Annotated in this window: 13 protein-coding genes; 11 read left to right on the top strand and 2 right to left on the bottom strand. The window is 66.9% G+C overall.

Going from position 1 to position 13,285, the window contains the following annotated elements:
• Positions 1–117: 117 nt before the first annotated feature.
• On the bottom strand, positions 118–1,467 hold the full coding sequence (locus LGN10_RS10415) for a collagen-like triple helix repeat-containing protein (RefSeq protein ID WP_060965975.1): 1,350 nt from the start codon (positions 1,465–1,467) through the stop codon (positions 118–120).
• A gap of 40 nt (positions 1,468–1,507) precedes the next feature.
• Entirely contained in the window at positions 1,508–3,163 is a 1,656-nt protein-coding gene (locus LGN10_RS10420) for a collagen-like triple helix repeat-containing protein (RefSeq protein WP_226223195.1), read from the bottom strand.
• A 678-nt stretch (positions 3,164–3,841) separates the two neighbouring features.
• On the opposite strand from LGN10_RS10420, the gene LGN10_RS10425 reads away from it, so the two are divergent.
• From LGN10_RS10425 to LGN10_RS10475, 11 genes are all read left to right on the top strand, one after another.
• Entirely contained in the window at positions 3,842–4,012 is a 171-nt protein-coding gene (locus LGN10_RS10425) for a Flp family type IVb pilin (protein ID WP_059638800.1), read from the top strand.
• Between the two features lie 87 nt (positions 4,013–4,099).
• The gene (locus LGN10_RS10430; RefSeq protein ID WP_124657951.1) at positions 4,100–4,594 is read left to right on the top strand and encodes a prepilin peptidase; all 495 of its coding nucleotides are present in this window, start codon (positions 4,100–4,102) and stop codon (positions 4,592–4,594) included.
• Positions 4,591–5,085 carry a TadE/TadG family type IV pilus assembly protein gene (locus tag LGN10_RS10435; RefSeq protein WP_124657952.1) on the top strand — a complete coding sequence of 165 codons (495 nt, stop codon included), beginning with the start codon at positions 4,591–4,593 and terminating at the stop codon, positions 5,083–5,085. The genes LGN10_RS10430 and LGN10_RS10435 overlap by 4 nt, the downstream gene beginning before the upstream one ends.
• Positions 5,086–5,180: 95 nt before the next feature.
• Positions 5,181–6,080 carry a Flp pilus assembly protein CpaB gene (gene cpaB, locus LGN10_RS10440; RefSeq protein ID WP_226223197.1) on the top strand — a complete coding sequence of 300 codons (900 nt, stop codon included), beginning with the start codon at positions 5,181–5,183 and terminating at the stop codon, positions 6,078–6,080.
• Between the two features lie 22 nt (positions 6,081–6,102).
• On the top strand, positions 6,103–7,434 hold the full coding sequence (locus LGN10_RS10445) for a type II and III secretion system protein family protein (protein ID WP_124657954.1): 1,332 nt from the start codon (positions 6,103–6,105) through the stop codon (positions 7,432–7,434).
• A gap of 75 nt (positions 7,435–7,509) precedes the next feature.
• Positions 7,510–8,748, top strand: coding sequence for a fimbrial protein (locus tag LGN10_RS10450; protein WP_059638795.1), 1,239 nt, complete (start codon positions 7,510–7,512; stop codon positions 8,746–8,748).
• 3 nt (positions 8,749–8,751) lie between these two features.
• Entirely contained in the window at positions 8,752–10,098 is a 1,347-nt protein-coding gene (locus LGN10_RS10455) for a CpaF family protein (RefSeq protein ID WP_059638794.1), read from the top strand.
• Positions 10,091–11,071 carry a type II secretion system F family protein gene (locus tag LGN10_RS10460; protein ID WP_059638793.1) on the top strand — a complete coding sequence of 327 codons (981 nt, stop codon included), beginning with the start codon at positions 10,091–10,093 and terminating at the stop codon, positions 11,069–11,071. The genes LGN10_RS10455 and LGN10_RS10460 overlap by 8 nt, the downstream gene beginning before the upstream one ends.
• A 4-nt stretch (positions 11,072–11,075) precedes the next feature.
• Positions 11,076–12,074, top strand: a complete 999-nt coding sequence (locus tag LGN10_RS10465) for a type II secretion system F family protein (RefSeq protein WP_059638792.1) — start codon at positions 11,076–11,078, stop codon at positions 12,072–12,074.
• A gap of 29 nt (positions 12,075–12,103) precedes the next feature.
• Entirely contained in the window at positions 12,104–12,931 is an 828-nt protein-coding gene (locus LGN10_RS10470; protein WP_059638834.1) for a hypothetical protein, read from the top strand.
• A 23-nt stretch (positions 12,932–12,954) separates the two neighbouring features.
• Positions 12,955–13,284, top strand: coding sequence for a DUF3613 domain-containing protein (locus LGN10_RS10475; RefSeq protein WP_059638791.1), 330 nt, complete (start codon positions 12,955–12,957; stop codon positions 13,282–13,284).
• Position 13,285 lies beyond the last annotated feature (1 nt).

A 13,285-nucleotide genomic window follows, 5' to 3' on the forward strand; every position in this document is an offset into this window, starting at 1 on the left:
GTCTTCTTTGTAATGCCGGCACGCGACACCTGGGTGTCGCGCGCCGCGTGCCGCCATGCCGGGCGTGTTGGTACGGCCGCGTCATTCGCTCCGGCTGCGATGACGCGACCGTCCTCCTTACTTGCCGACGCTACCCAGCGTACCCAGCAACCCCGTGACCGGCGCCAGCAGGCCCGTCGAACCGCTGCCGGACGATGCCGTACCCGACACGCTGCCGACCAGCGACGTGACGGGCGCGAGCGGGCTCGAGCCCCCGGACCCTGCCGCACTGCCCACTGCTCCGGTGACAGTATTCAGCAAACCGGTGACGGGCGCGAGAGGGTTTGCACTGCCTGCGCCACCCGTTGCGCCGCCGAGCGTGCCGGTGACCGTCGAGACGAGGCCCGTGACCGGTGCGAGCGGGCTGCTGCCCGAGCCGCCCGTTGCACCACCGAGCGCGCCCGTGAGTGAGCCGAGCGGCGTCGAGCCGAGACCCGACAACAGGCCGCCGAGCGGGTTCGTCGAACCGGAACCCGATGACGAGCCGTTCTGGACGGTTGCCGTCGAGCCGCCGACGAGGCTCGTGATCAGGCCGGGAATCGGTGCCGCGCCGTTCGGGCCGTTCGGATTGACGAGGCCGCCGGCGTTGGTCACGGTATTGCCGACCGCGGTCACGAGCTGGCCGACGTCGCCGACGAGCGGCTGGCTCGACGTTGCGCCGACCTGCTTGCCGGCCGAGCTGATGGCGCCGCCGATCTGGCCGAGCAGGCCCGAGACGGGTTGGCCGAGGCCGGTCGTTGTGCCGACCTGCTGCGTGACCTGGCCGGCGGTGATCACGAGCGGCGTGATCGCCGAGCTGATCGGCTGCGTGACCTGCTGCACGGCGCCCGACGACAGCGTCGAGCCGATCGTCGTGCCGGCGGCCGTCAGGCCGTTGGCGACCGTGTCCAGCACGGTGCCGACCGGCGTCGTGACCGGCGCGAGCGGTGCCAGCGGGCCCGTGCCCAGCGCCTTCACCGTGGAGCTCAGGCCGGACACCGTGTTGCTGGTGGCACCGACGACGTTGCCGAGACCGGCCACCGTGGTGCCGACCGGGTCCTTCGTCGAGCCGATCTGCCCGAGTCCGTTGCTCACCGCGTCGGCTGCCGCGCCGACGATCGTGCCGGTGCTCGCCAGTGTGCTGCCGACGCCCTTCGTCACGCCGTCGCCGAGGCCCGGCAGGCTGATGTTGCCGACCGTGCTGCCGAGGTCGCTGGCCGTCTGGCCGACCGTGCTGATGACGCCCTTGGTGCCGGTCGACGAGCCGCTGGTGCCGCTCGTGCCCGGCGTGCCGCTCGTGCTCGGGTTGTTGTTGTCGTTGCTGCTGGTCGGCGGCGAGCTGACGCCGCCGCCGCCGCAGGCGGCCAGCAGGCACGCCGCGGCGAAGGCGGTGAGGGGCACGCGCCACTGGCGCAGGGCGGCGGTCGTGACGGAACGTTGCTGGGACATGATGGACTCCTCGCTGTCTTTTCGATGAATGGATGTCGGATTACTTGCCGTGCGTGCCGCCGAGCAGGCCGCCGATCAGCGACGTGACGGGCGCAAGCAGATTCGACGACGAACCCGAGTTCGTGACGGCACCCGTGCCGCCGCTCAGTGCCGGTGCGCCAACCGTGCTGGTGACAGCGGGGACCGGAGCGGCAATCGGATTACCGCCGCCCGCTACGCTGCCGAGTGCGCCGGTGACCGCGGAGACGAGGCCCGTAACCGGGGCGAGCGGGCCGCCGTTGCCGCCTGCTGCGCCGCCGAGCGCGCCCGTCACGGTGGAGACCAGACCGGTAACCGGCGCGAGCGGACCACCGCTGCCGCCTGCTGCGCCACCCAGTGCACCCGTGACCGTCGAGACAAGGCCCGTGACCGGCGCGAGCGGACCACCGCTGCCGCCTGCTGCGCCACCCAGTGCACCGGTGACCGTGGACACGAGACCCGTGACCGGCGCAAGCGGGCCGCCGCTGCCGCCTGCTGCGCCACCCAGTGCACCGGTGACCGTGGAGACGAGACCCGTGACCGGCGCGAGCGGGCCGCTGCCGCCACCCGTTGCGCCGCCGAGGGCGCCGGTGACCGTCGAGACGATGCCGGTGAGCGGAGCGAGCGGGTTGGTCACGCCGCCGGTGCCGCCCGTGAGCAGGCCGCCGACCGCCTTCACGGTGTTGCCGGTCGACGAGACGGTGTTGCCGAGGCCCGTGGTGACCGGGTTGCCGCCCGTCGATGCGAGCAGGGCGCCGGCCTGGTTCAGGCCGTTGCCGACCGTGCCGAGCAGCGTGTTGACCGGTGCGCCGAGGCCGGTTGCCGAACCGATCGTCTGGGTCGTCTGGCCGACCATCGTCGTGATCGGCGTGATGGCCGAGCTGACCGTTTGCGTGACTTGCTGGATCGGGCCGGTCGACAGCGCGTTGGTGAGCGTGGTGCCGCCGTTCGACACGGCGCCGCCGAGCGTCGAGACGAGGCCGCCGACGGCGCCCGTGACGGGCGCGAGCGGCGACAGCGGGCCGCTGCCGAGGCTCGTGACCAGGTTGCCCGTTTGCGTGACTGCGCCGCCGAGCTGATTGACCGCGCCGCCGGTGCTGGCAACCGTGGTGCCGACTGGATCCTTCGTCGCGCCGAGCTGGCCGAGACCGCTGCCGAGGCCGTTGCCCAGGGCGGTGACCGCGCCGCCGACGCTTTGTACGATGCCGCCCGCGGATTGCGTGGTGGCCGGATTGACGCCCGGCAGCGTCTGGCTGCCGATGACGGAGCCGAGGCCGGAGACGGTGCCGCCGGCATTCGTGATGATGTTGCCGGTGCTTGCGAGGACATTTCCCACTGGATTCGCCGACACACCCGACGTGCCGGACGTACCGCTCGTGCCCGAAGTTCCGCTGGTGCCCGACGTACCGCTCGTACCCGAGGTCCCGCTAGTGCCGGACGTGCCGCTCGTGCCCGAGGTGCCGCTGGTGCCGGACGTACCGCTCGTGCCCGACGTACCGCTCGAGCCATTGCCGCCCGACGTGGAGATCGTATCGCCGCCGCCCGAGCTCGAGCCGCCGCCGAGGCCCTGGCTGATGGAGCCGGAGCCGCCGCACGCGGAGAGGGAAAGCATGGCTGCAACGGTGGCCGCGATCAGAGTCGTCCGGAACACGCCATGAGGGATAACCTTAATGTCCATTTCGTCCTCGCATTAGAAGTGTGTTGTGAACTGCGTTGTGTTGAGTGGTGCGAGGACTACTCTGCAACTGTCGTGCCATTTCGATGCCCAACGGCTCGGCAACAGGTTTTAAACGAGGCAATTCCTTGTCGGAAAAGGAAGTTCCGGAGATTGAAAGATTGTTGAATCTGTTTAAGTGCAGGGGAATGAGAACGGTTTCGCCCGTTTCGTAACGTAACGTCACAACAATGGCGTTACGCGTGGGGCGTAACGCGCGGCCCACACGGGCTTGGTGGACGCAGCAATTGTTTTACTGGTGGATTAGGTGTGCACATCTAACCTATCGTAAATCCTATGTGTAAGTCGTACCGAAACGCCGTACAAATACGTCGTGCTCCTGGTCATTTTTTTCCGGCAGAGTGGTTAAAAGAGGTTGGAATTCAAATAGGATCGGATATAGAATCCGGAGCAGATGTAAGGGTATGTACGGTTCGGTACACTACGTTCGAGGAGGAGCGCTATCGCGAATGTTAACTTGCATCAAATCGTGAGCAATGCCCTTCGGGGCGACCTATAAAGAAAGCGCACCCGGTTGTCGTTACAGCAGATGTGGCGAACGGTCCGGGGCAAATGGCCAGATATGCGGGGACGTATACGTATAAAAGGCCAGAAAACGTAAATACAGGCACGAGGAATAAAATGAAAGCAATCATCAAGCGTTTCCTTAAGGAAGAAGACGGGGTTACCGCAGTCGAGTACGGCCTCATCGCCGGACTTATCGCAGTCGCTCTCGTCAGCGCCATGAGCACGTTGACGGGCGGCATCTCGGGAGCGTTCAGCTACATCGCGAGCAAGCTGCCGACGGCATAACGAACGAGCTTTCGCTCATTTCCCTGTTGTCAGGGGCGCGGATTGCTTCGGCAATCCGCGCGGTAAGTTTTGCCGTTCGGGGCGTAAATGATCCTGCTAACTGGCGTCGGGGTTTTCCTCGCGTGGGCGACGCTTGTCGCGCTCGAGGACATCCGGCATAGGCGCATACCGAATTCACTGGTGATCGGTGGATTCGTATCTGCATTTGCGCTCGCCGGACATAATCCATTCGGCATAACCGTGAATCAGGCGCTCATTGGAGCACTGGTCGGTTTTCTCGGCCTTTTCCCGTTTTTTGTGCTGCGCGTCATGGGCGCCGCGGATGTCAAGGTGTTCGCGGTGCTGGGCGCGTGGTGCGGCCCGCATGCGCTGCTGTGGCTCTGGATCGTCGCGAGTCTGCTGGCATTCGCGCATGCGGGTACGCTGGTCTTCGCCACCCGTACGCCGGTGTCGGCACTGTGGCAGCGGCGTTCCCCGACGATGCAGATCGCCGGTTTCCGAGCCTCGCCGTACGCCGCGTTTCTCGTGATTCCCGCGGCGCTGTGGTGCGTGTACCGGATCGCGACCGGAGGAATGCAATGACGTCGGTTCGTCCGGCATCCGGGATGCGGCGTCGCGAGCGCGGCGCGACGGCGATCGAATTTGCGCTGATGCTCCCGGTGTTCTTCCTGATCCTGTACGCGATCATCACGTACGGGATGATCTTCGCGGCCCAGCAAAACCTGACGCTTGCCGCCACGGAAGGCGCGCGCGCCGCGCTGAACTATCAGCAGGTCGGTGCGGCCGCGTCGGTGCAGGCCGCGCAGCAAGCTGCGCTGGCGGCGCGGGCCCAGGCCGCATGCACGGCCGCGACGAACCTGACCATGTGGCTGAAAGGGGCGACATGCTCGCCCACGCAGCAAGGCAACTGTTCGTACGATCCGACGATGCTGTGCGTGCAGATCACGCTGACCTACCCCTACTCGCAGAGCCCGCTGATCCCGTCGTTCCCGCTGCTCGGTTCGTTGTTGCCGGTGCCGTCGACACTCACCGGAACTGCGATGGTGCAGATCAGCCCGGTCAACATCATATAGACGGCAATGACAGCGTCGTGCCAGATCGAGGGCGCCCGATCGGCAATGTTGCGCGGAGAATTCAATCGTGAGTAGCGGGAAAACATAACGACACCATGGCCAACAACCTGACGAAGATCATTGCAGGCTTGCTGATCGCGATCGCGATCCTGCTCGGCATCTATGCGTGGATGCTCGGTCGCAAGCCGGCCGACATCGCGCCGGTTGCCGCAACGGGCGCGACGCAAAGCGTGCCGGTCGTCGTGACGACGCGGCCGTTGCAAGCCGGCCAGCCGATTCCAGCCGAGGCGCTGAAGGTCCAGCAGTCGACCGCCGCGCCGCAGGGGGCGTTCGCCGATCCGCTGCAACTGGTCGGTCGCACTCCGGCAGCCGACATTCCCGCGCAGGCGGCCGTCGTCGCCAGCGCGTTGTCGTCCGGCCTCGCCGAGCAGATCGCGCCGGGAGAACGCGCCGTCGCGATCAAGGTTGACGAGACGAACGCAGTCGGCAACCGCGTGCGGCCCGGCAACTATGTCGACGTGTTCCTGAATCTGAAGCGCGACGGGACCGGCGTGGCGATCGGCGGGACGTCCACGGCCGAGATCGTGAATACCCAGGCGCGGTTGCTGATGTCGAAGGTCCGCGTGCTGTCGTTCGGCGACGCAACGACCGAGCGAGACAGTTCGAACGGCTCGGTGGTCGGGGTGCGGACCGCGGTGCTGGCGGTGCCGACCGCACAGGTGGACGCGCTGACGCTCGCCGAGCAGAGCGGCCGGCTCGTGCTCGCGTTGCGTAATCCGCGCGACGACGATGTCGCGGCGCAGACCGTCGCGGTTCGCGTCGGCGACGACAAGAGTCCGTCGGCGCTTGCCGCGGCCGGCGTGGTGCTGGGCGAGTTGTCGAAGAGCGCGCCGGCGCCGGCCCCGCGTGTGGCGCCACGGGTGGTCGCGCGGCATCCGAGCGGCGGCAGCATCGAAGTGATTCGGGGTGGGCGAACCGAGACGGTCGCTTATTGAGCGGGACGAAGACGGCAAAACAATGAAAAAGAAACTGATTGGTTTGGCTATTGCATTGAGCGCACTGGCGATGCCGCCGCTGTCGGACGCGGCCGACACGAGCGGCACGATCAGTCTTGCCGTCGGCGCGCAGCGGCAGCTTGCGACGGGCCGCGCGCTGCAGCGGGTCGCGGTCGGCGACCCGTCGGTGGCCGACGTGCTCGTCGTGAAGGGCGGACGCGGCGGCGTGCTGCTGGTGGCGAAGAATGCCGGTGCGACGAACGTGATGATCTGGGAGCGCGGCCGCGACGAGCCGACCGTCTACAACGTGAACGTCACGAGCGGTGCGGCGCGGGCACTGCTGGACAGCGCGTCGCCGAGCGTGAACACGTACGGCGGCACGACGGTGATTGGCGGTGCGTCGGGCACGCTCGACGGGCATCAGCGGGCGGTTCATGCGGCGAAGACGGTCGGCGGCAAGGACGGGACCACGCTCGATGCGTCGACGATCTCCGGCAAGAACGTCGTGCAGGTCGACGTGCGTGTCGTCGAATTCAGCCGTTCGGTGCTGAAGCAGGCGGGCCTGAACTTCTTCAAGCAGAGCAACGGCTTTGCGTTCGGGGCCTTCGCGCCGACGGGGCTGACGTCGATTAGCGGTTCTCCGAACAGCTCGCTCACCTACAACACGAACGTGCCGATTTCGTCGGCGTTCAATCTCGTCATCCATTCCATGTCCCGCGGGTTGTTCGCTGACCTGTCGATTCTCGAGGCGAACAACCTGGCCCGCGTCCTCGCGCAGCCGACGCTCGTCGCGTTGTCGGGTCAGAGCGCGAACTTCCTCGCGGGCGGAGAGATTCCGGTGCCGGTGCCGCAATCGCTCGGCACGATCTCGATCGAATGGAAACCCTATGGCGTCGGGCTCACGGTCACGCCGACCGTGCTGAACCCGCGGCGGATCGCGCTGAAGGTCGCGCCCGAATCGAGCCAGCTCGACTTCGTGCATTCGATCACGATCAACGGCGTGCAGGTGCCCGCGCTGACGACGCGGCGCGCGGACACGACGGTTGAGCTCGGCGACGGCGAAAGCTTCGTGATCGGCGGCCTGATCGACCGCGAGACCACGTCCAACGTCAACAAGGTACCGTTCCTTGGCGATCTGCCCATCATCGGCGCGTTTTTCAAGAATCTGAACTACCAGCAGAACGACAAGGAGCTCGTGATCATCGTGACGCCACATCTCGTTGCACCGATTGCGCAGGGCGCTCCGCTGCCTGCGACGCCGGGCGAACTGTCCGAGCAGCGCGATGGCCCGGTGTGGCGTTCGTATCTGGGCGGCATGGCGTCGCCGGACGCAGGGCCGGGGTTCTCGAAATGAGCGCGCCGAATCGTTACCGGACCGCGCAGGCCGTCGCGCACGACGCGATGCCTTGCTTCATTGGGAGTATCCAAGATGAATGCGAGAACCTATTCTTTGGCTGAGCCCGCCGTCACCGACCACTTCGTCTGCGCATCCCCGCTTGCGGAGCATGTGCACTGGCTGTCGCAATCGCTGATGTCCGCCGGCGCGGTCGAAGGGGTGCCGCTCGACGGCGCCGCTCTGTCGCAACGTATCGGCGTGTTGAATCCGGCATTGGTATTCATCGATTTTTCCGGCGATTGCGCGGCGGCGAGCACGGTGGTCGCAGCAGTACGCTCGGCGCATCCGGGCGTACCCGTCGTCGCACTGGGCTCGCTCGCGCAACCGGAAGGGGCACTCGCCGCGCTGCGCGCCGGTGTGCGCGATTTCGTCGATTTTTCCGCCCCGGCCGACGAGGCACTGCGGATCACGCGCGTGTTGCTCGACAATGTCGGCGAGCCGGCCAATCGCCACGGGAAGGTCACCGCGTTGCTCGGCGCGCGCGCAGGGATGGGCGTGAGCACGCTCGCCGCGAACCTGTCGGTGCTGATGCAGCGGCGGCCGGCCGACCCGGCACGCACGGCGGCGCTGCTCGATCTCGGGCTGCCGGCCGGCGACGGCGCGTTGTTCCTGAACACGCGCTGCGAATTCCATTTCGTCGAAGCCGTGCGCAACCTGCGCCGGATCGACCGCACGTTTGTGACGACGGCACTTGCGCGCCACTCGAGCGGCGTCGCGCTGACGACGCTGCCGCCGAATCTCGCCGAGCTGCGCGACGTGGCGACGGCGTCGTGCGCGGCGTTGCTGAACCGGCTGCGGGCGTTCTTCGATCATCAGATCGTCGATCTTGGCGGCTTCCCGAATCGCGAATTCGTCGCACAGGTGGTGAACCTGGCGGACGAAGCATGGCTGGTTTGCGATCAGGGCGTGGCATCGGTCGTGTCGGCCGTCGAGATGCTGGACGGCTTGCGTGAGGCAGGCGCCGCGACCGACCGGATCCGGCTCGTCGTCAATCAGTTCGATGCCGAGCTCGGGCTGATGCCCGCGCAGATCGCCGAACGGCTCGAACTGTCGCTGGTCGCGACGCTGCCGTCGCGGCGCGTGTCGATCGGGCATGCGGCGAACCAGGGCAAACTGATCGCCGAGGTCGCGGAACGTGATCCGTACGTCCGCGCGCTCGGGACGCTGGTCGAGCGCCTCGCAGGCGCGTCGGCGCCCGGCGCGGCACAGCGTGCGGCCGGCGGCCTCTCGGCGCTCAAGCGAATCATTCAATCCTCAACGAAGCGGTCGTAAGCGATGGCACACGACATTCAATTTGCCGACGGCGCCGCGCCGTTCTCGCAAACGCAACAGTTCCACGACATCAAGAATGCCGCGCACGAGCACCTGCTCACGCGGATCGAGGAACTCGGTGCCGAATTCGGCCGTTGGTCGCGACAGGCGATCAACCAGTTCGTCGATCTCGAAATCGACAGCTTCGTGAGGCTGCGGCGCATCCCGCTCAACGAAAGCGAGGTGCGTGCGGTGGCCGAGGCGCTGACGAAGGAGCTCGCCGGCTTCGGGCCGATCGAAGACCTGCTGGCGGACCCGCACGTCGAGGACATCCTGATCAACGGTTACAACGACATCTATGTGTCGCGCCACGGGATCCTGTCGAAGCTGCCAATCCGCTTCACCGACAACGCGCATCTGCTGCGGATCGTGCGACGGATTCTCGCGCCGGTCGGCCGTCGGCTCGACGAATCGAACCCGATGGTCGATGCGCGGCTGCCCGACGGCGGGCGGGTCAACGTCGTGATCGAACCGCTGTCGATCGACGGCCCGGTCGTGTCGATCCGGAAGTTCCGCAAGGATCCGCTGAAGCCCGAGGACCTGCTGGGCAACGGCACCTACAACGAGGAAATCGGCCGGCTGCTCGAGGCCGCGGTGGACGCGCGCTGTAACGTCCTCGTGTCGGGCGGCACCAGTTCGGGCAAGACGTCGCTGCTGAACGCGCTGGCGTTCCACATTCCGATGGCGGAGCGCGTCGTGACGATCGAGGATACGGCCGAACTGTCGTTGAATCACCCGCACGTCGTGCGGCTCGAGAGCCGTCCCGGCGGGTTCGACGGCAGCGGCATCGTGACGATTCGCGACCTGCTGCGAAACACGCTGCGGATGCGGCCGGACCGGATCATCGTCGGCGAAGTGCGCGGCGGCGAAGTGCTCGAAATGCTGCAGGCGATGAATACCGGCCACGATGGATCGATGGGCACCGTGCACGCCAGCTCGCCGCGCGAATGTCTGTACCGGCTCGAGATGCTGGCCGGTTTCGCGGGTTTTCAGGGCACCGAAGCAAGCCTGCGGCGGCAGATCGCCAACGCGATCGACTTCATCGTGCAGATCGGGCGGCTGTCCAACGGTCGCCGTCGCATCCTGTCGATTACCGAAGTCACCGGCATGTCGGACAACATCGTATCGACGCAGGAGCTGTATCGCTACGAGGCGCGCGTCACGCCGGAGGGCGAAGAGATCGATCATTGGGAGTCGCTCGGCATTCATCCGCATTCGCCGAAGCTGGCACGTTTCCGCAGCACGCTGGTGTCGTCCGGCGGCGGCGGGTTCGGCGGCAACTTCGGGCGAGGCGGAGGCTTCAATGTCTAGCGCCACCGTGCTCGCGCTGATGTTCGCGCTGATCTGCGCGGCCGCAGGGTTGCTGCTGTGGCGCGGAAGCCAGGTGCGCGAAGGGCGCGCGCATGCGCAGCGGTTCTTCGACAGCCGGGTGGGACAGGGCACGCGCTCCGCGGCCCCGGCTGGCGAGACGCGCATCGCGCGCAACCCGGCAGCCGGTACGGCGAATGCGCAGGCGCCCGAGCATGGGTTCGCGCGCTGGCGCGCGTCGGCGTTCGACGCGTGGACCGTGCTGTCCGATCGTGCGGGCCTCGATGAAGTGCGCACCGGCTTCGTGCTGGCGCTCGTGGTCCTTGCGCTGCTCGCGTTGTGGGCCGGCATGGCTGGCGGCGTGTTCGCCGCGGCGGCCGCGGCCGTGGCGGGCAGTGTGCTCGTCGTGCTGTGGATCACGTCGCGCATCAGCCGGCGCCGCCTGAAGATCGTCCGTCAGTTGCCGTCGTTTCTCGACGGGATCGTGCGGCTCGTAACGCTCGGGAATAGCGTGCCGGCGGCGTTCCAGTCGGCGCTTCAGACGACCGAGATGCCGCTGCGCCGCTGCCTCGACGATGTGTCGCGGATGTTGCGCTCCGGCGTGGAGATCGATCGCGCGATGCTGCACATCGCGCACACCTACCGTATCCGCGAATTCGAACTCGTCGGCGCGGTGCTGCGTCTGTCGGTCCGCTACGGCGGGCGGGCGGACGTGATGCTCGACCGGATGTCGGCGTTCATGCGCGATCTCGAGCAGGCGGAACGCGAACTGTCCGCAATGTCGGCCGAAACCCGGCTGTCCGCATGGGTGTTGGCGCTGTTGCCGATCGCGGTCGGCAGCTTCGTCATCGCGACGAGCCCACGCTACTTCACGACGATGTGGAGCGACGATAACGGGCGGCAGATGATTTATCTGGCGTTCGTGCTGCAGGCGATCGGCGGCTTCTGGTTGTACCGGCTCGCGCGGCTGAGGTGAATCGATGGATGCAAACCGCTTAGGAGCACTTGCCCTTGTGCTCGGATCGGTCGGCGTGCTGATGCTCGCCGCGCTCGCGATCATTCGCATCGTGCTCGTGCAGCGTGCCGAGCGCGCGCTGGTGAATGCGCTCGAGCGCCGGACCGCTGCAGCTGAAGCGGCCGCCGCGCGCGCCGGTGCCGGGGAGCCTGCAGGTGACGCCGTGGCGCCGGCCGCGCCGCGCGTCCGCTTCGCGGGGCTGCGAGAGCGCTTCGAAGACGTCGGGATGCGGTGGCTCGAGTCCGGCTTCAGCCGGTACCTGATCGCCGACGAAGATCGCCAGTTGCTCGAGCAGTGCGGTTTCGTCGATGTGCGTGCCAGAGCGCTGTTCGTCGGCGCGCGCATCGTCTGCGCGATCCTGCTGCCTGCGCTCGCCGTGCTGGTGCTGATCGGCCGCGGACAGCAGGCGCGTTGGCCGCTGTGGATCTCCGTCGCGCTCGTGACCGGCTACATGCTGCCGAAAATCTACGTGCGGCGGCGCGCGACCGCGCGCCGACAGAGCATTGGGGCCGAACTGCCGCTGCTTGTCGACATGTTGCGGCTGCTGCAGGGCGTCGGCCTGTCGCTCGACCAGAGCATCCAGGTCGTCACGCACGATTTTCAGACGATGCTGCCGGTGCTGTCGTGGGAGCTCGGCGTCGCGCAGCGGCAGTTCGCGGCCGGGCGCACGCGAGAGCAATCGCTGCAACGCCTCACGAACAGTTTCGACAACGAGGATCTGCGCGCGGTTGTCCGCTTGCTGATTCAGGTCGACAAGCATGGCGGCGCGGTGCAGGAGCCGCTGAAACAATTCGGCGACCGTCTGCGCGAAGGGCGTCGCGCGACGCTGCGCGAGCAGATCGGCCGCCTGACGGTGAAGATGACCGGTGTGATGATCGTCACGCTGTTGCCGGCACTGTTGATCGTGACCGCGGGGCCCGGGATCATGACCGTACTGTCCGCGCTCGCTGCGTTTCAGCGCTGATACGGTATGAGGGGAAGGAGCGACACAAGATGAATCGATTGGATTGGGTTCGCACGATCGCAGGCGCGACGGCGTGCGCATTGCTTGCCAGCGGGTGCTCGCTGTTCAAGGAGTCCGGGTACGGAATTGGTGCCCAGGCCGAACGCGGCGCGTTGATGCAGGCCGCTGCCGACAAGAATGCGCAGCCCGATACGCCGGGTATGTATCTGGGTTTGATCGACCGGATGCAGGCGCAGGGGCTGTATTTTGCGTCGCTCGCGCACATCGATCAGTACGAGAAGCAATATGGCGCATCGCCGGACACGATCCTGCTGCGCGCCGATGCGTTGCGCGCGACCGGCCAGTACGACGCCGGCGTGGCCGCCTATACGAAGTTGCTGACGACGCCGCTCGCGGCGCGCGGCTATCGCGGGCTGGGCCTGACCGCCGGCGCCCGCGGCGATTTCGCGCTGGCCGCGCAGCAGCTCGAACAGGCGACGGCGCTTGCTCCGACCGATGCGGCGACGTTGTCCGACCTCGCGTATTCGAAGATGCGCGAAGGCGATCTGGCAGGTGCGCGCGTGCCGTTGCTGAAGGCGGCCGAACTCGAGCAGAAGAACCCGAAGATCCTCAGCAACTTCGTGCTTTACCTGCTCGCGACCGGTCATGCGAAGGACGCGCGACGGCTGATGGATCAACAGAAGCTGTCGCCCGCGGTGCGCAGCCAGATTCGCGACGACGAGACGAAGGTCGCGGCCGCGATGCGCGCGAAGCAACGCGCCATCGCATATGCGCCGGCCAATGTGTCCGCGCCGTCGGTGGCGAGCAGCGACAATCTGGATCTTGCCGTGCCGCTGCTGCAGCGTTTCGCGCGATAACGACGATATTCACGGAGGCGATCATGTTTCACCTTTCCTCAATCCGCGTGCGGGCCGTGGGCATCGCGTTTGCATGCTCGCTGGGTGCGGGCGTCGCGCAGGCGCAAGGCGACGCGCCGGCGTCCGAAATCGGCCATGCAACCGGCGCGCTGCTCGACCTGCAGCGTTCGAATCGCGCGGCTGCCACGCCGCAACCGATCGACGGCGCGGCCGGCACGTTTGCCTATCAGCGCTATATCGACTCGTTCAAGACACCGATTCCGCAGTGGTTCGGCACGATGTCGGCATCGGGCGGCGGTAACAGCGGCGGCAGCGGCAGCGGCGGACTGTCCGGTGGCGATCTCGCACGCTGAC

The organism is Burkholderia sp. AU32262 (assembly GCF_020419985.1).
Classification (GTDB): domain Bacteria; phylum Pseudomonadota; class Gammaproteobacteria; order Burkholderiales; family Burkholderiaceae; genus Burkholderia; species Burkholderia semiarida.